This is a genomic window from Kitasatospora sp. NPDC002965, assembly GCF_040611255.1.
GTDB lineage: Bacteria > Actinomycetota > Actinomycetes > Streptomycetales > Streptomycetaceae > Kitasatospora.
Genome location: NZ_JBEXNT010000030.1, coordinates 1 through 19,139, shown reverse-complemented (window position 1 = coordinate 19,139; position 19,139 = coordinate 1). Strand labels below are relative to the sequence as shown.

6 protein-coding genes are annotated in these 19,139 nt (G+C 76.4%); 2 read left to right on the top strand and 4 right to left on the bottom strand.

Annotation, left to right across the window (positions count from 1 at the left end; genetic code table 11):
• Window positions 1-201: 201 nt before the first annotated feature.
• A complete protein-coding gene (gene argB, locus ABZY91_RS15015) occupies window positions 202-1,083 on the bottom strand; it encodes an acetylglutamate kinase (RefSeq protein ID WP_329948950.1) in 882 nt (293 codons plus the stop codon).
• Window positions 1,084-1,546: 463 nt separating this feature from the next.
• On the opposite strand from argB, the gene ABZY91_RS15010 reads away from it, so the two are divergent.
• Together ABZY91_RS15010 and ABZY91_RS15005 are read left to right on the top strand one after the other, a co-directional pair.
• A complete protein-coding gene (locus tag ABZY91_RS15010) occupies window positions 1,547-2,608 on the top strand; it encodes an iron chelate uptake ABC transporter family permease subunit (RefSeq protein WP_329880807.1) in 1,062 nt (353 codons plus the stop codon).
• Complete coding sequence (locus ABZY91_RS15005) at window positions 2,605-3,732, top strand: iron chelate uptake ABC transporter family permease subunit (protein ID WP_329880809.1); 1,128 nt, start codon at window positions 2,605-2,607, stop codon at window positions 3,730-3,732. Before ABZY91_RS15010 ends, ABZY91_RS15005 begins: the two co-directional genes overlap by 4 nt.
• An 81-nt stretch (window positions 3,733-3,813) precedes the next feature.
• Here the strand turns inward: ABZY91_RS15005 and ABZY91_RS15000 are convergent, their stop codons facing one another.
• From ABZY91_RS15000 to ABZY91_RS14990, 3 genes are all read right to left on the bottom strand, one after another.
• Window positions 3,814-4,668, bottom strand: coding sequence for a siderophore-interacting protein (locus ABZY91_RS15000; RefSeq protein ID WP_355402557.1), 855 nt, complete (start codon window positions 4,666-4,668; stop codon window positions 3,814-3,816).
• 152 nt (window positions 4,669-4,820) lie between these two features.
• Window positions 4,821-12,089, bottom strand: coding sequence for an amino acid adenylation domain-containing protein (locus ABZY91_RS14995; RefSeq protein WP_355402555.1), 7,269 nt, complete (start codon window positions 12,087-12,089; stop codon window positions 4,821-4,823).
• Window positions 12,086-19,139: amino acid adenylation domain-containing protein (locus tag ABZY91_RS14990; protein ID WP_355402553.1), on the bottom strand; the 7,054-nt coding region annotated here is incomplete at its 5' end. The genes ABZY91_RS14990 and ABZY91_RS14995, both read right to left, overlap by 4 nt.

The following is a 19,139-nucleotide window of genomic DNA, read 5'->3' as shown; positions in this document are numbered from 1 at the left end:
GGACCTGTCGAACCCCGGCGTGACCACCGAAGACCTAAGGCAAGGCTTGCCTAAGTTCCCTTATCGGAGCCATGGAGTCAAGTTCACTGACCGGACCCGCATCCGGGCTCCGATCAGCGGTTTCTCCGAGTCGGGTGTGCTCATGACCGGATTTTCCGGACAGAGCGTCTGAATCAGGACATTCGAGCCCCGTTCACGGGCTCACCGCAGCGCGGGAGCCGTCTGCACCGCGGCATGCGGGGTGTCGGCCGGGGCCTCAGGCCGGGCCACGATCTCCGTCCCGGGGGAGGAGTCACCGAAGGACCGCAGCAGGGCGTAGGGCACCCGCCCGTCCAGGACCCGCACGACGCCCACCCCCGCCCGCAGCGCGTCGAGACAGGCTTCCATCTTGGGCACCATCCCCCCGGTCAGGCCCGGCAGCAGCTCGGCCAGCTCGGGCGCGGTGAGCCGCGACACCACCTCGGTGTCGGAGGGCCACGAACGGTAGAGGCCGGGGACGTCGGTCAGCATCAGCAGCACGTCCGCACGCAGCGCGCCCGCCACCGCGGCGGCGGCCGTGTCGGCGTTGACGTTGTAGACGTTCCCGTCCTCGCCCCGGGCGACCGAGGAGACCACCGGGATGCGCCCGTCCGCCAGCAGGGTCGACAGCAGCGACGGACTGACGGAGGAGACCTCGCCGACGAGGCCGATGTCAACCCGTTCGCCGTCCACCACCGCGTAGCGCTTGCGCGCGGTCATGGTGTGCGCGTCCTCGCCGGTCATCCCGACCGCGAACGGCCCGTGGGAGTTGATCAGGCCGACCAGCTCCCGCTGGACCTGACCAGCCAGCACCATCCGGACGGCCTCCATGGCCTCCGGCGTGGTGACCCGCAGGCCGGCCGTGAACGAGGAGGTCAGTCCGAGCCGTTGGAGCTGTGCGCCGATCTGCGGGCCGCCGCCGTGCACGACCACCGGGCGAAGGCCCGCGTAGCGCAGGAGGACGACGTCCCGGGCGAAGGCGGCCTTCCGGGCCTCGTCCACCATCGCGTTGCCGCCGAACTTCACGACGACGGTGGAACCCCGGAAGCGCCTCAGGTCGGACAGGCACTCCTGGAGACCGGGCGGGCGCCGCCCGGCTCCGACTCCGCCGGACCTGCCAGGACTCACACTGCCTCTGCCCACCAGTCCCACGCGTCCTTTGTCTCAACTCGTTCATTCCGGCCGCACCGTGTCCCACCAGCCCGCCCGGTCACGGTCGAGGAAGGTGAGTCCCCCGCCCGGCCCTGGTTAGGCAAGGTTGACCTTACATTGCCCACTCTGCCCCGTCACGACCGCGAGCCCGGCGGGCGGCGAGGTTCCGCCACCCCTCCGGCGCCGCACGGAGCCGGTCCGGCCGACTCCTGACGGGTCGCCAACCCCCGGTCAGCGGCCGCCCGGAGGGGCCGCGGCGAGGCCGGTCCGGGCGCCCGGACCGGGCACCGAATCCGGCCAATTTAGGATAGGCTCACCTAACTAAAAATCGTGGCGGAGAGTGTTCCGCCCCACCCTCCGAGGAGTGAGTGCACGAGTGAGCCTCGTTCAGCAAGGGGTCCCCGCGGGCGGCCCCGCCGAACCCCTCCGGTCCCGACGGACCGCGCCCCGACTACGCGCCGCAGGGCTGCTGGCCGCCCTCCTGCTGCTCCTCGTGATCGTGGTGCTCAGCATCTCGGTGGGTGCACGATCCATCCCCTTCACCACCGTCCTGCACGGGCTCTTCGCACCCGACGGAACCGAGAACGCCGTCATCGTCCAGGACTACCGGCTCACCCGGACCCTGCTGGGACTAGCGGTGGGCGCGGGCCTCGGCCTGGCCGGCGCCCTCATGCAGGCGCTCACCCGCAACCCGCTCGCCGACCCGGGCCTGCTCGGCATCGAGTCCGGCGCCTCCGCCGCCGTCGTCGCCGGCATCGGCCTCTTCCACGTCACCACCCTGGCCGGCTACGTCTGGTTCGCCCTGGCCGGCGCCGCGCTCACCGCGACCGCCGTCTACACCCTCGGCACCGCGGGCCGCTCGGCCGCCTCCCCGATCCGGCTGGTCCTGGCCGGCACCGCGGTCAACGCCTCGCTCATCGCGGGCATCTCCACCCTCACCTTCCTGGACCGCGACTCCTTCGCCACCCTGCGCACCTGGTCCGTCGGCACCCTCGCCGGGCGCAGCGACGCCGTTCTCCTCCAGGTGACGCCGTTCCTGCTGACCGGCATCGTGCTCGCCCTCGCCCTGGCCGGTCCGCTGAACGCGCTGGCCCTCGGCGACGACATCGGCAGCGCGCTCGGGGCCCGGCCGGCCCGCACCCGGGTGCTCGGCGCGGTGGCGGTCGCCCTGCTCTGCGGCGCGGCGACCGCCGCCGTCGGGCCGATCGGCTTCGTCGGCCTCATCGTGCCGCACGCCGTACGGCTCGTCACCGGGCCGGACCAGCGCTGGCTGCTGGCCTACTGCCTGGTCCTGTCCCCCGCCCTGCTGCTCGGCGCCGACGTGCTCGGGCGGATCCTGGTCCGCCCCGACGAACTGGCCGTCGGCATCGTCACCGCCGCCCTGGGCGCCCCCGTCCTCGTCGCCCTGGTCCGCCGCCGGAAGGTCCCCCAGCTGTGAGCCCCCTCCCGGACAGCCCGTCCGGCACCCTGCTGCCCCCGTCGGCCCCCCGCGCCCTGCCCGCGCCCGCGGTACCGGACCCGGCCCGGCTCGTCCCCGGCCTGCGGATCCGCCTCGGTCCCCTGCAGCTGCGGGTCGCCCGGCGTCCGCTGGTGGCCGGCTGCGGTCTGGCCCTCGCCCTGCTCACCGTGGCCGTCGTCACCCTCGGCACCGGTGACTTCCAGGTCTCCCCCGTCGACGTGGTCAAGGCGCTGGCCGGCCAGGGGACCGCGGCCACCGACTACGTGGTGAACAGCCTGCGGCTGCCCCGGCTCGCGGTCGGCCTCATCGTCGGCGCGGCCCTCGGCCTGAGCGGCGCCGTGTTCCAGAGCCTGGCCCGCAACCCGCTGGGCAGCCCGGACCTGATCGGGTTCGAGACCGGCGCCGCGACCGGGGCGCTCCTGCAGATCCTCGTGTTCGGCGGCGGACCGTTCGCGGTGGCGCTCGGCGCGGTCGGCGGCGGGTTCGCCACCGCCCTGACGGTCTACCTGCTGGCCTACCGGCGCGGCGTGCAGGGCTACCGGCTGATCGTGGTCGGGATCGCGGCGGGGGCGCTGCTGAGTTCGGTCAACGCCTACCTGATGATCGAGGCGTCGATCGACGAGGCGCAGGCCGCGGCGGTCTGGCTCACCGGCTCGCTGAACGGTCGCGGATGGGACCAGTTCGGCCCCGCGGCGCTCGCGATCGGGCTCCTGCTGCCCGCCGTCCTGCTGCTCGGCCGGCACCTGCGGCTGATGGAGGCCGGCGACGACGCGGCGAAGGCGCTCGGCGTGCCGGTGGAACGCTCACGCGCCCTGCTGGTGGTCTCCGCCGTGCTGCTCTCGGCCGTCGCCACCGCCTCGGCCGGGCCGATCTCCTTCGTCGCCCTGGCCGCACCGCAGCTCGCCCGCCGCCTCGGCCGGGCCGCCGGCGTCAGCCTGCTGCCCTCCGCGCTGATGGGGGCGCTGCTGCTCTGCCTCAGCGACCTCGCGGCCCAGCGGGTGGTGGCCCCGATCCAGCTGCCGGTCGGCATCATGACGGCGGCGATCGGCGGGCTCTACCTCGTCTGGCTGCTGCTCCACGAGTGGCGGTCCGGACGCCGCTGAGCCGACCGGACCCACCGCACCGCGGAGGCGCGGGCCCGCCCCACCCGGGGGACGGACCCGCGCCTCCGCGGTGACGGGCGGTCAGGAGGCGGCGTCGGCGCCCGGCTCCTCCTCGTCGTCGTCGGCGAGGTGGTGGTCCAGGTTGACGGTGCCGCGCTTCCAGTAGCCGTCGACGTCCGTGTAGTCCCGGTCGAACCCGGCGGCGCGCAGGTGGCGGCGGATCGGCTTCAGCTCGCCGGCCTCGCCGGTGATCCAGACGTAGGGCCGCCCGGGCGGGAACTCCAGGGCGCTGATCGCCCGGTGGAGCAGGTCGCCCTCGCCGTGGGCCAGGCCGTCGCGGTGCACCCAGGTGATCGCGGCGTCGGCCTTGGTCTCCAGGTGGTGCTCCTCACCGGCGTCGTCCACCAGGATGAACACCTTGGCGATCGCTCCCTCCGGCAGGATCTCCAGGTACCGGCTCAGACCGGGCAGGCCGGTCTCGTCGGAGGCCAGCAGGTACCAGTCGAACTCCAGCGGGACCATCACCGAGCCGCGGGGCCCGGCCAGACCGAGCTTCTGGCCGGGGGCGGCCTGCGCGGCCCAGACCGAGGCGACGCCGCTGCCGTGCAGGACGAAGTCGAGGTCCAGCTCGCCGGCCACCGGGTCGAAGCGGCGGGTGGTGTAGTCGCGGGAGATCGGGAACGGCGGGACGTCAGGGAAGATCAGGCCCTCGTCGTCGTCGCCGAGCAGGGGGAGCACGGGCTCCAGCTGGCCGGGCGCCGGGAAGAAGGCCTTGACGTGGTCGGCGGGCGCCCGGTCGATGAACCCGGCCAGCTCGGGGCCGCCGAGGGTGACCCGGACCAGTCGGGGGGTGACCCGGGTGACCCGGATCACCTCCAGGGTCCGCAGGGCCAGGTCGTGGTAGACGGTGTCGATCAGGGGGGCGTTGCTGGTCATGGGGGTTGTCCTCTTCTCGGAGCCCGGGGACCGCCGTGCGGTCCCCGGATCATGCGGTCGTGCGATGGCGGCCCGGGCCCCGCCGGGGTCGGCGGACGGACGGGCGGAAGGCGCGCCCGCGGGAGGGGCGCGGGCGGACCGGCGGGGCCGGTTCACACCCCCTCCGCCAGCGCCCGCTGCACCAGCGGGCCGATCTCCTCCAGCGCCTGCGCGTCCATCAGTTCGTCGTGGGCGACGTCGAGCACGTGCTCGGCCAGCCTGCCCCGCAGGTACGGCGGCCAGACCTTCGCGGGCGCGTCCTCGGGGGCGGTGGTGCGGGCCGCGGTGACGAACAGGGCGTCACCCGTCCAGACCGGGGTGCGGCTGCCGGCCAGCAGGCCGACGCAGTGCACGTTGGTGTCGACGATCGCGTGGAGCAGATCCTCGTCGAAGCCGGCCAGCATGCCCTGGCTGGCCCGGATCGCGGCGATCGCCTCCTCCCGGCCGACCGGCCGGCCGGCCTCTCCCCCGGCGCCGGCCGTGTCCGCAGCCGCGTCCCCGGCCGTGTCCCCGGGCCCCGCCAGGCCGAGCCCGGCCACCCCGGTCAGGAACCCGCTCTCCTCCTCGGCGAGCCGCTCGCGGAAGCGCGGGTCGGTGACGAAGGACCAGTCCTCGGTCTCCGGCGGGTAGGCGTCCAGCAGCCCGAGGAGGGCCACCTCCTCGCCGCCCTCCTGGAGCAGCGCCGCCATGGTGTGGGCGACCGTCCCGCCGAAGGAGTAGCCCAGCAGGTGGTACGGGCCGTGCGGCTGCACCGCCCGCACCTCCGCGAGGTACAGCTCGGCCAGACCCCGGACGTCCTCGACCTTCGGGAGCTCACCGCGCAGGCCCGGCGACTGGAGGCCGTACAGCGGGCGCTCCCGGTCGAGATGGCGCAGCAGGCCCGCGTACTGCCAGCTGAAACCGGAGGCCGGGTGGACGCAGAACAGCGGGGGCAGCGCGCCCTTCTCCCGCAGCGGCAGCAGGGTGCGCAGCGCGTCACGGCGGGCGTCGGTGCCGAGCCGGGCCGCCGCCCCCGCGACGGTCGGGGCGGCCATCAGGGTGGCGACCTGGACCGGGGTGTTGAGCTCGGCCCGGATCCGGCCGGCCAGCCGCATCGCGAGCAGCGAGTGGCCGCCGAGTTCGAAGAAGTTGTCGTCGACACCGACCTCGGGCACGCCCAGGACCTCCGCGAAGAGCTCGCAGAGCAGGGCCTCGCGGGCGTCGGCGGGCGGCCGGGAGGATCCCCGCCCGGCCGGGCCGGGCACCGGGAGCGCGGCGCGGTCGACCTTGCCGTTGACCGTCAGCGGCAGCGCGTCGAGCTCGACGAACGCGGCCGGGACGAGGTACTCGGGCAGGGTCGCGGCCAGCGCGGCGCGCAGCGCGGCGGAGTCCGCCGGGAGGCCGGGGGCGGGGACGGTGTAGGCGACCAGGCGTGCGCCGCCCGGGCCCCGCTGCGCGACGACGGCCGCCGCGGCGACGGTGTCCAGGGCGAGCAGCGCGGACTCGACCTCGCCTGGCTCGACCCGGAAGCCGCGGACCTTGACCTGCTGGTCGGCCCGGCCCAGGTAGTCCAGCCTGCCGTCCGCCCGGAACCTCATCCGGTCGCCGGTGCGGTACATCCGCCCGCCGGGCGGGCCGTACGGGTCGGCGACGAAGCGGCCGGCCGTCAGACCGGGCCGGTCGTGGTAGCCGCGCGCCAGGCCGTCCCCGGCGAGGTACAGCTCGCCGGGCACGCCCACCGGGACGGGGCGCAGGGCCTGGTCCAGTACGTACGCCCGGGTGTTCATGACGGGCCGTCCGACGGTGGCGGTGGCGCTCTCGCCGACGCCCGCACCGAGCGCGTTGATGGTGTACTCGGTGGGCCCGTACAGGTTGTAGCCGGTGGTCCCGTCGGTCCGGTCGAGCAGCTGCCAGAGGGACTCGGGGACGGCCTCGCCGCCGAGCAGGACGAGCACCGGCCGGTGCCGGCCGTCGGCGAGCAGTCCGGCCTCGATCAGCTGCTGGGCGTAGGACGGGGTGACGTTGACGACGTCGACGCGCTCGCGGACGTAGTGGTCGACGAGGGCGTCCGGGTCGAGCCGCAGCCGTTCGCCGATGACGTGCACCTCGTGGCCGTCGACCAGCCAGAAGAACTCCTCCCACGACATGTCGAAGGCGAAGGAGACGGTGTGGGCGATCCGCAGGCGCCGCCCGCCGGCCCCGGTCACGGCGGGGCCGAAGATCCGGGCCCGGTGGTTGACCAGCATCGTGGTCAGCCCGCGGTGCGGGACGACCACGCCCTTGGGCCGCCCGGTGGAGCCGGAGGTGTAGATCACGTAGGCCGGGTGGTCGGCGTGACGCGGGGCGGTGAGGTCGGCGGCGGTCACCGGCCCGGCCGGGACGGCGGCCTGTTCGGCCAGGCCGTCCGGGTCGTCGAGCACCAGGCGGGGCAGGTCGTCCGCGGCGGGCAGGCCGGCGCCGACGGCCGTGACGGTGACGAGGCAGAGCGGGCGCGCGTCGGCGAGCATCTCGGCGAGCCGGGCGGCCGGGTGGTCCAGGTCGAGCGGCAGGTAGCCGGCGCCGGTGCGCAGCACGGCGAACAGGGCGACGACGAAGTCCGCGGAGCGCGGCAGCGCGAGGGCGACCAGGCGCTCCGGCCCGGCGCCGCGGGCGATCAGGGCGTGCGCCAGCCGGTCGGCCCGCCGGTCGAGTTCGGCGTAGGAGAGCCGCTCCTCGCCGAAAACCAGGGCGGTCGCGTCCGGGGTCCGGGCGGCCTGCTCCGCGAGCAGCCGGTCGACGGTGGTGTCGGGAACGGCGTGGCCGGTGTCGTCGCCGAGGCCGAGCAGCCTGCCCAGCTCGGCCGGTTCCGGGGTGCCGAGCCGGCCGACCGGGGCGGCGGGGTCCCCGGGCAGGGCGCGGACCAGGGCGGCGAGCCGTTCGGCCACGGCCCGGGCGGCCTCGGCGTCGAACAGGTCGGGCCGGTAGGCGAGGCTCAGCTCCAGGGCGCGCTCGGGCGTGACCGCGAGGGTCAGCGGGTAGTGGGTGCCGTCCACGCTGTGGGTCCAGCCGATCGCGTGGCGCGCGACGGCCTCCTCCCGGGCCGAGTCGTCCAGCGGGGTGTTGCGGAACACGTACAGGGTGTCGAAGAGGCGGCCGAAGCCGCTGAGCCGCTGGATCCGGCCGAGGCCCACCTGGTGGTGCGGCAGCAGGGCGGCGTGCTCCCGCTGGACCCGGACCAGGAGGTCGCGCAACGGCTCCCCGGGCCGGACGGTCACCCGGAACGGGAGGGTGTTCATGAACATCCCGATCATGGTGTCCACGCCCGCCAGCTCCGGCGGCCGGCCGGAGACGGTGGCACCGAAGACCACGTCGTCCGAGCCGGTGAGGCCGGCCAGGGTGAGCGCCCACGCGGTGGACAGCACCGTGTTGAGGGTGATGCCGCAGGACCGGGCGAAGGCGCGCAGCCCGTCGCTGGTCGCCTCGTCCAGGACGATCGGGCAGACCTCGGCGATCACCGGCTGCCGGGCCGGGTCCTCGGGCGCGACCAGGGTCGCCTCGTCGAGGCCGGCGAGGTGGACCCGCCAGGCCTCGGCGGCGGCCTCGCGGTCGGTCGCCGCGAGGTGGCGCAGGAACTCCCGGTACGGCGTGGCGGGCGCCAGCGCGTCCTCGTCGCCGCCGTGCCGGTAGAGGGCGAACAGCTCCTCGAAGAACAGAGACTCGGACCAGCCGTCGGTGAGGATGTGGTGCTGGGTCACGCAGAGCACGTACCGCTCGTCGGCGAAGCGGAACAGCGCGACGCGCAGCAGCGGCGGCGCCGCGAGGTCGAACCGGGTGGCGGCGTCGGCGTGCGAGAACTCCTCCAGGGCGCGGTCCTGGGCGGCCCGGTCGAGGTGGCTGAGGTCGGTCTCCTGCCAGGGCAGCTCCCACGCGCCGGGGACGATCTGCACCGGCTCGTCGAAGCCCTGGTGCCAGAAGCCCGCCCGCAGGTGGGGGTGGCGCCTGAGCAGCGCCTCGAAGGCACGGCGCAGCGCCGTCCGGTCGACGGCGTGCAGCAGCTCGATGAAGTTCTGCATGAGGTAGACGTCGAGCGCGCGGTCGTCGTAGACGGCGTGGAAGTACAGGCCCTCCTGGAGCGGGGAGAGCGGCAGCACCTCCTCGGCGTCGGGGCGGAGTTCGGCGGCCAGGGCGAGGGCCGCCTCGGGGACGAGGACGACGGCGGCGGGGTCCGGGCCGTCGGCGACGGTCCCGGCGTCCACCGCCGCGGCGGCGAGCCGGGCGGGTGTGCGGTGCTCAAAGACCTGCCGGGGGGTGAGGACCAGCTGCTCCTTGCGGAGCCGGCCGACCAGCTGGATCGAGCTGATCGAGTCCCCGCCGAGGACGAAGAAGTCGTCGTCGGCGCCGGCCGCGGCGAGGCCGAGGACATCGGCGAAGACGCGGCACAGGACGGCCTCGGCCGGGGTCCGCGGAGCGCGGGAGGCCGGGTCGCCGGTGAGGACGGGGGCGGGCAGGGCGGCGCGGTCGAGCTTCCCGTTGACGTTGAGGGGCAGGGCGTCCAGGACCACCAGGGCGGCGGGGACGAGGTGTTCGGGCAGCGCGGCGGCCAGGGCGGCGCGGGCGCCGACCGGGTCGGCGTCACCGGTCAGGTAGCCCACCAGGCGGCGGACGCCGGGGGTGTCCTCGCGGACGACCACGGCGGCGGTGGCGACCCCGGGCAGCGCGGTGAGGGCGGCCTCGATCTCGCCGGGCTCGATCCGGAACCCGCGGATCTTGACCTGCTCGTCGGCCCGGCCCAGGTAGTCGAGGCGGCCGTCGGGCAGCCTGCGGACGAGGTCCCCCGTGCGGTACATCCGGCTGCCGGGCGGGCCGTACGGGTCGGCGACGAAGCGGCCGGCGGTCAGACCGGGCCGGTCGTGGTAGCCGCGGGCCAGCCCGGTCCCGGCCAGGTACAGCTCGCCGGGGGCGCCGTCCGGTGCGGGGCGCAGCGCGTGGTCGAGGACCCCGGCGGCGGTGCCGGCGATCGGTGCGCCGACCAGCGGGCGCACGCTGTCCGCGAGGTCGGCGGCCAGGGCGTCGACGGTGTACTCGGTGGGGCCGTAGAGGTTGACGGCGCGTACGCCGTCGGCGGCGCGGACCGCGCTCCACTGGGCGGGCGGCACCGCCTCGCCGCCGAGCAGCAGCAGCCCCGGGCGGTGGGCGCCGTCGGCGAGCAGCCCCCAGTCGAGGAGCTGCTGGGCGTAGGTGGGGGTGACGTCGAGGGTGTCGACGCGGTGGCGGCGGACGTAGCCGGTGACGAACTCGGGGTCGCGCCGCTCCGTCTCGTCGAGGAGGTGCAGTTCGTGCCCGGCGAGCAGCCAGAACAGCTGCTCCCAGGAGGTGTCGAAGGAGAACGAGGCGGTGTGCAGGGCCCGCAGGGGGCGGCCGGCCGCGCGGGCGGCCGGGTCGAGCAGCGCGGCCCGGTGGTTGGCGTAGAGGTTGGCGAGGCCGCGGTGGGTGAGGACCACGCCCTTGGGGCGGCCGGTGGAACCGGAGGTGTAGATGACGTAGGCGGGGTGCTCCGGGTCGACGGCGGGGAGCGGCGCGTCGGGCCCGGGGCCCGGGGCGGTGGCGGCGTCGGTGGCGGTGGTGTCGTCCGGGCCGTCGAGCAGCAGCGGCCGGGGGCCCGCCGCGGGGAGCCGGTGGACGGTGCCCGCGGTGGTGACCAGGCAGGCCGGGGCCGCGTCGGCGATCATGTCGGCGAGGCGCTCGGCCGGGTGGTCGAGGTCCAGCGGCAGGTAGGCGGCGCCGCTGCGCAGCACGCCGAGCAGGGCGGTCACCGCGTCCACCGAACGCGGCACCGCGAGGGCGACGACCGACTCGGGGCCGATCCCGCGTGCGACCAGCCGGTGGGCCAGCTCCGCGGAGCGGCGGTCCAGTTCGGCGAAGGTCACGGACCGGCCGCCGGAGACGACGGCGGTGGCCCCGGGGGTCGCGGCGGCCTGCGCCGCGAAACGGTCGGCGACGCTCCCCCCGAAGGCGGCGGCCTCCGGGCCGTGCCCCGCCGCCGCCAGCCGGGCGTGCTCGTCGTCGGTGGTCAGCCGCAGCCTGCCCACCGTCGTGTCGGGGTCGGCGGCGATCCGCTCCAGCAGCGCGGCCAGCCGCTCGCCGATCCGCTCGACCCGGCGGTCGGTCAGCACGTCGGGCCGGTACTCCAGGTGGACCTCGACGGTGCGGCCGAGGTTGACGGCCAGGGTGAGCGGGTAGTGCGTGGCGTCGCGGGCGGTGACCCCGGTGACGGCGGCCCCGCCGGCGAGCGCGGGGCGGGCGGACGGGTCGACGGGGTAGTTCTCGACCACGAGCAGGGTGTCGAACAGTTCGCCGCCGCCGGCCTGCTTCTGGATCGCGTGCAGGCCGAGGTGGTGGTGGGAGAGCAGTTGGTTCTGTTCGCCGCGGAACCGGCGGACCAGCGCGGCGACGCTCTCCTCCGGGCGCACGGCGACCCGGACCGGGACGGTGGTGATGAACAGTCCGATCATCGAGTCGACGCCGGACAGTTCCTCGGGCCGGCCCGACACGGTCAGGCCGAAGACGGCGTCGCGCCGCCCCGTCAGGGAGCCGAGCAGCAGCCCCCAGGCGCACTGGACGAGGGTGCTGGGGGTGGTGCCGAGCCGGCGGGCCGCCGCGGTGAGCCCCGCGGTCGCCTCCTCGGTGAGCCCCCGGGTGTGCCGGGCCGGCCGGACCGCCTGCCGGCCGGGGTCGGCCGGGGCGAGCAGGGTGGGGCCGTCCGTCCCCGCCAGCGCCGTGCGCCAGGCGCGTTCGGCGGCCGGCCGGTCCTGGTCGGCCAGCCAGCGCAGGTGGTCGCGGTAGGGGCGCACGGCGGGCAGGCCGCCGGGGTCGCCGTCCCGGTCGTACAGCTCCAGCAGCTCACGCACCAGGAGCGGCATCGACCAGCCGTCCACCAGGATGTGGTGCACGGTGACGATCAGCCGGTACTCGGTGTCGGCCACCAGGGCCAGCAGCAGGCGCAGCAGCGGCGGCCGGTGCAGGAGGAACCGCTCGGCCAGCTCGGCGCGTTCGGCCCGGTCCAGGGCCTCACCGTCCGGGACGCCGCCGGACGGGGCCGTGGCGAACGGGGCCGCGCCGGACGGGGCCGTGGCGTGCCCGGCCCGGAGGTCGGTCTCGCGGACGGCGATCCGCAGCTCGGCGGGGACGAACTGGACCGGCTCGGGCACGTTCTCGTGCCAGAACCCGGCGCGCAGGTTGGCGTGCCGGCGCAGCAGCGCGTCCGCGGCGGTGCCGAGCCGGGCCGCGTCGACCGGGCCGCTCAGCGAGACGGTCAGCTGGACGGTGTAGACGTCCGTGGCCCGGTCGTCGTAGGAGGAGAGGAACAGCATGCCCTGCTGGAGCGGGGAGAGCGGGAGCATGTCCGCGAGGCCGGTCCTGGTCATCGCTGGTCCTTCCACATCTGTTCGAGCATGGCGATCTGGTCCTGGTCGAGGGAGAGCAGATCGAGGTCGGAGGGGGTGTGGCCGCCGGAGCCGGCGGTGCCGGCCCAGGTGGCGAGGCCGTCGAGCGCGGCGGTCCACGCCTCGGCGAGGGCGCGTGCGGTCGACTCCGGCAGGGCGCCGGCGGCGGGGATCCAGTCCGCGACGAGCCGGGGGCCGTCGGGGCCGGGGTCGATCCGGGCCACGATCTCCAGCGCGTGGGAGAGCGGGGCCCCGGGGTCGGGCTCGACGCCGACGGCGTCGGCCTCGGGGGCAGGTCCCCAGGCGGTGCCGGGGGTGTGGGTGCGCCGGCCGAGGTAGTTCCAGAGCACTTCGGGCCGGGCGGCCGGGTCGAAGCGGCGGGCGGTGGCGGGGTTGGCGTAGCGGAGCAGGCCCGCACCGATCCCGCCGGCGGGGACGGCCCGCAGCTGTTCCTTCACCTCCTTGAGGGCGCGCCCGGCGTCCTCGGCGCCGGTGAGGGCGGCGGCCGGGTCGATCCGGCCGGGGGCGAGGCGCACGGGGTACAGGCTGGTCAGCCAGCCGACGGTGCGGGAGAGGTCGGCGCCGGGCAGCAGGTCCTGTTCCCGGCCGTGGCCCTCCAGTTCGACCGGTAGCCCGCCGTCCGGCCGGTCCGGGTCGAGGTGGGCGGCGGCCAGGGCCAGCGCGGTGAGCAGCACGTCGTTGACGGTGCCGTGCACGGCCCCGGGGACGGTGTCGAGCAGGGGCGCGGTCCGTCCGGCGGAGAGCGTGACGGTGAACGGGCGCGCGGTGTCGGCGGTGTCCCGGGCCGGGTCCAGCGGACGCGATCCGATCAGGCGCCGGTCCTTCCCGCCCTCCCCGGCCGCCAGCCAGTGGCCGAGTTCGGCGGTCCGGCGGGGGCTGTGGGCCTCCGCGAGGAGGTGCTCGGTCCACGCGCGCAGCGAGGTGGCGACCGGTTCCAGGACCGGCGGCCGGCCGGCGGCGGCGTCCTGCCAGGCGGCCCGCAGGTCGTCCAGCAGGATGCTCCAGGAGACCTCGTCGACCGCGAGGTGGTGGGCCGTCAGCAGCAGGCGGCCCGCGGCCTCCCGGCCGGCGTCCAGGTGGACGGCCTGGAGGAGGCGTCCGGTGCCGGGGCGCAGGCGGCCGACCGCCGCGTCCGACTCGGTGGCGACCAGCTCCCGCAGGGCGGCGTCGTCGAGCCCGGCGGCGGGGACGGCGCGCAGGCTGTCGGCGGCGGTCACCGATCCGCGCGGGGCGGTTTCGGCCGACCAGACGCCGGGGTCCGGCCGGTGCAGGACCTGGCGCAGACCGGCGTGCCGGTCGAGCAGCGCCTGGAGGGCGGTGGCCAGGTCCGCCGTACGGACACCGGCGGGCAGGAGCACCAGCCGGGCCTGGGCGATCCGGTCGACCGGGCCGCCGCGTTCGGCGAGCCAGTGGGCGATCGGGGGCAGCGGCAGCGGACCGGTTCCGTCGTCCTGCGGCCGGACGGCCGCCGGGGCGGTCCCGGCGGCCGGCGCGGCCGGGACGGCGAGCTCGGCGAGCCGGGCGGGGGTGGGTGCCTCGAAGACCTGCCGGGCGGTGAGGGTCAGGCCAGCCTTGCGGGCCAGCGACACCAGCCGGATGGAGACGATGCTGTCGCCGCCGAGTTCGAAGAAGTCGGCGTGCCGGTCGACGGCGGTCAGGCCGAGGGCCTCGGCCATCAACCGGGCCAGCACGACGGCGGGTTCGGCGGTCCCGGAAGGTTCGGCGGGCTCGGCGACGGTCGCGGCGGCCTCGGCGGTCCCGTCGGCCGTGCCGGGCTCGGCCGCCGGGGTGACCGGCGGCGCCGGCAGGGCCCGCCGGTCGAGCTTGCCGTTGACGGACAGCGGCAGGGCGTCGAGGAGGACGATCGGCGCCGGCACCATGTACGCCGGGAGCCGCTCCGCCGCGAGCTTGCGCAGGTGGCGGGTGTCCGGAACGCGACCCGGCTCCGGGACGACGTACCCGATCAGCCGGTCGCCCCCGGTGCCCGACGCGCGGACGGCCGCGGCGGCCAGGGCGACGCCCGGCAGGGCGGCCAGCGCGGCCTCCACCTCGCCGAGTTCGATCCGCAGGCCGCGCAGCTTGACCTGGTCGTCGGTCCGGCCGAGGTAGTGCAGCCGGCCGTCGGCCGTCCGCCGGGCGAGGTCGCCGGTGCGGTACATCCGGCTGCCGGGCGGACCGTACGGGTCGGCGGTGAACCGCTCGGCGGTCAGCGCCGCCCGGTTCAGGTAGCCGCGCGCCAGCTGCACCCCGGTCAGGTACAGCTCCCCGGGGGTCCCGAGCGGGACGGGACGCAGCCGCGCGTCCAGGACCCGGACCCCGGTGTTCCACACCGGGCTGCCGACGGGCACGCTGCCGCCGGACCGGCCGGTGCCGGGCCGGTAGTGCTCGGCGGTGACGTCGACCGCCGCCTCGGTGGGGCCGTAGAGGTTCTCCAGGGCCACCTCCCGGCCGGCGCAGGACTCCCGGAAGCGCTCGGCGAGGTCGACCGGGAGGGCTTCGCCGCTGCACACCACCCGTCGCAGCGAGGGGCACTCGGCGAGCCGCTGGTCGGTGAGGAAGGCGGCGAGCATCGAGGGCACGAAGTGCGCGACGGTGGCGCGGTGGCGGCGGATCAGGTCGGCGAGGTAGCCGGGGTCACGGTGCCCGTCGGGGCGGGCGACCACCGCGGGCACGCCCGCGGCGAACGGCCAGAACAGCTCCCAGACCGAGACGTCGAAGCCGGCCGGGGTCTTGTGCAGCACCCGGTCGTCCCCGCCGAGGGGGTAGGCGTCCTGCATCCACCGCAACCGGTTGACGATCGCGGCGTGGCCGACCTGGACGCCCTTGGGCAGGCCGGTGGAGCCGGAGGTGAAGATGACGTACGCGGGGTGGTCGGGCCTCAGCGGGGCGAGCCGGTCGTGATCGGTGACCGGTCCGGCCGGGGCGGACGCCAGGGCGGCCTCCGTCTCCGGGTCCCCCAGCAGGACGGCGTCGGGGGCGTCGGCGGGCAGCCGGCCGGCCGATCCGGATTCGGTGAGCACGCAGACCGGGCGGGCCGTGCCGAGGAGGTGGCGCAGCCGCTCGGCCGGGTGGTCGAGGTCGAGCGGCAGGTAGGCGCCCCCGGCCCGGACCACGGCGTGGACGGCCACCAGCAGGTCTGCGGAGCGCGGCAGGGCCACCGCGACCACGCTCTCCGGGCCGACCCCGCGGGCGATCAGCAGCCGGGCGAGCCGGTCGGCGCGGTCGTCGAAGGCCGCGCGGGACAGCTCGGCGCCGTCCGTCAGCACCGCGGGGCGGGCGGCCCCGGCGCGGGCTCCGGCGGCGACCAGGTCGGGCAGCGTGGCCGGGTCGCCGGGGACGGCCGGGTGGTCGGTGGACTCCGGCCCGTACAGGGCGAGTTCACGCTCGCCCTCGGCCATCGGGTCGAGGTCGGCGACGGGGCGCGCCGGGTCCGCGACGGCCTGCTCCACGAGGCGGACCAGCCGGTCCGCGAGGGCGCGGGCGGTCGCTTCGTCGAAGCGGTCCCGGCTGTACCGGACGCCGCCCTCCAGTCGCCCGCTGCCGTCGGCGGCCGGGCCGACCGCGAACTCCAGGTCGAACTTGGCGCCGCCGGTGTCCACCAGCAGCTCCGCCGCCGGGACGTCGAAGAGCCGGGCCGGGGCGGGAGCGGCGGAGTGGAAGGTGACCATGGTCTGGAAGAGCGGGTGACGCCCGGCCGTACGGGCCGGCGCGACCGCCCGGACCACCTGGTCGAACGGCAGGTCGGCGTGGTCGAAGGCCTCCAGGTCGGCGTCCCGGACCCGCTCCAGCAGGGCGGCGAAGGCCGGGGTGCCGGAGAGGTCGGTGCGCAGCGCCAGGGTGTTGAGGTGGTAGCCGACCTGGTCCCGGAGGACGGCCTCGCCGCGGGCCGAGACGGGTGCCCCGACCACGATGTCCTCGCCCCCGCCGAGCCGGTGCAGCAGCGTGGCGACCACGGCGTGGACGGCCATGAACAGGGTGGCGCCGTGGGCCCGGGCGAGTGCGGTGAGCGCCCCGGCGGTGTCGGCCGGGAGCTCGAAGAGGGCGACGGCGCCCCGGTGGGTGGGGCGGGCCGGCCGGGGGCGGTCGGCGGGCAGCGCGACCTCCTCGGGCGCCCCGGCCAGCGTGCGCGTCCAGTAGGCCCGCTGCCGGTCGCCGGTCCGGGCCAGCAGCTCGCCCTGCCAGCGGGCGAAGTCCGCGTACTGGACGGGGAGTTCGGCGAACTCGGGGGCCCGTCCGGCCCGTCGGGCCGTGTAGGCGGCGTCGAGGTCGGCGAGCAGCGGGGCGGTCGACTCCTCGTCGCCCGCGATGTGGTGCAGCGTCAGCAGGAGGACGTGCTCGCCCTCGTCGACCCGCACCAGGTGGGCACGGAACGGCGGCTCGGCGGCGAGGTCGAACGGCGGAGCGAGCAGGGTGCGCAGGGTGGCGTCCAGCCCGTCCTCGCCGACCGGCAGCACGGTGAGCGGCACCGGGTGCGCGCCGGGAGCGAGCACCTGCTGGTACGGCTCGCCGTCGTGCTCGCGCACGACGGTCCGCAGGCTCTCGTGCCGGGCCGCGACGTCGGCGAGGGCGGCGGCGAGGGCGCCGGGGTCGAGCGCTCCGGTGAGCCGGAGCGCGATCGGTACGTGGTAGGCGGAGCCGGAGTCCTGCACCTGGTGGAGCAGCCAGAGGCTGAGCTGGGCGGGCGACAGCGGCGGGTGCGCCGGGCGCGGGCCCGCGGTGAGCTCCGGCCGGTCGGTCCCGGCCCGCTCGGCGAGCCGGGCGGCGAGCCCGGCGGGCGTGGGCGCGGCGAAGACGTCCCGGACCGCGGTCTCGGTCCGCAGCACGGTGCGGATCCGCCCGGCCAGCCGGGTGGCCAGCAGGGAGTGGCCGCCGAGGGCGAAGAAGTCGTCCTCGGGCCCTACCTCCGGGAGGTCGAGCACGGTGGCGAAGGCCCCGCAGAGCAGCTCCTCGCGGGCGTCGCGCGGCGGGCGGGCGAGCGCCACCGCCGGGGCGGACGGGGCGGGCAGGGCCGCCCGGTCCAGCTTGCCGTTGGCGGTCGTCGGCAGCTGCGGGAGCACCACCACGGCGGCGGGCACCAGGTAGTCGGGCAGCGTCCCGGCGAGGGCGCGGCGCAGGGCCGCCGGGTCGGCGCCACCGGTGGCGTAGCCGACCAGGCGCCGGTTGCCGGGGGTGTCCTCGCGGACCAGCGCGGCGGCGGCGCCGACGCCGGGCAGGGCCGCCAGCGCGGCCTCCACCTCGCCGAGTTCGATCCGGAAGCCGCGCAGCTTGACCTGGTCGTCGGTCCGGCCGAGGTACTCCACCAGGCCGTCGGCCGTCCGCCGGGCGAGGTCGCCCGTGCGGTACATCCGGCTGCCCGGCGGACCGTACGGGTCGGCGGTGAACCGCTCGGCGGTCAGCGCCGCCCGGTTCAGGTACCCCCGCGCCAGCTGCACCCCCGCGAGGTACAGCTCACCCGGCACACCCGGCGGCACCGGACGCAGCCGCGCGTCCAGCACGTGGGCCCGGGTGTTGTCGAGCGGACGCCCGATCACCGGCCCGTCGGCGTCCGCCGTCCCGGCCACCAGGGCGTCGACGGTGAACTCGGTCGGCCCGTAGTAGTTGACCACCCGGACGTCCGGGTGGCCGCGCAGCTCGGCCCAGAGGTCGGGCGGCACGCCCTCGCCGCCGAGCAGCAGCACCGGCGGGCGGTGGGCGCCGGTCAGCAGGCCGGCGTCCAGCAGCTGCCGCGCGTAGGAGGGCGTGACGTCGAGGGCGTCGATCCGGTGCTCGGCGCAGTAGCCGACGACCGCCTCGGCGTCCCGGCGGAGGATGTCGTCGAGCAGGTGCAGTTCGTGGCCGGCGATCAGCCAGAACAGCTGCTCCCAGGAGGAGTCGAAGGAGAACGACGCGGTGTGCAGGGCGCTCACGCGCCGGCCCAGTGCGGCGGCGACCGGACGGTAGAGGGTGCGGTCGTGGTCGTGGTACAGGTTGTCGAGTCCGCCGTGGGTGAGGACGACCCCCTTGGGCCGCCCGGTCGAGCCCGAGGTGTAGATGACGTAGGACACCTCGGACGGGTCGGCCGGGACGTGGACGGTCGCGGCCGGTCCGGCGGCGAGGTCCGCGGCGGTGGCCGGGTCGTCGAGGACGAGGGTCCCGGTCCCGGGCGGCAGCAGCCGGGCGCTCGCGCCGGTGGCCAGGACGACGTCCGGGGCCGAGTCCGCCAGCATGTGGGCGAGCCGGTCGGCGGGCAGCCCGAGGTCGAGCGGCAGGAACCCGCCGCCCAGGCGCAGCACGGCCAGCAGGGCGGCGACCGCGTCGGCGGTGCGCGGCAGGGCGAGCGCGGTCAGCGTGCCCGGTCCGGCGCCGTGGGCGATCAGCAGGCGGGCGAGCCGGTTGGCGCGCTCGTCGAGCTCACGGAACGTCAGCCGGTCGGCGCCGGCCACCACGGCGGTGGCACCGGGGGTGGCGGCGGCCCGGGCGGCGAACTCCTCGGCGACGGTGGTGACCGGGCGGACGCGGCCGGTGGCGTTCCAGCGGTCCAGGTCGGCGTGCTCGCCGGGGGACAGCAGGTCGAGCCGGCCGATCGGGGTGCCGGGCTCGGCCGTCACCAGGGTCAGCAGGCGGACCAGCCGGGCGGCCAGGGTCTGCACGGTGGCGCGGTCGAACAGGTCGGTGGCGTAGCGGATGCCGCCGACCAGTCCGTCGGCGGCGGGGTCGCCGGCCGCCGGATCGGCTGCGGACGAGCCGCCGGGCCGGGCCGGCCTGAGCACCACGTCGAGGTCGAACTTGGCGGCGCCGGGGTCGACGGCCACCTCCTCGGTGGCGAGGCCGAACAGCCGGGAGGTGTCGGGGGACGCCTCCTCCAGCGCGACCATCGCCTGGAACAGCGGGTGGCGGCCGGGGGCCCGGGGCGGGGCGAGCTCCTCCACCACCCGGTCGAACGGCACGTCGGCGTGGTCGAGGGCGGCGAGGTCCGCGGCCCGGACCCGGTCGAGCAGTTCGGCGAAGGTCGGATCGCCCGACAGGTCGGCG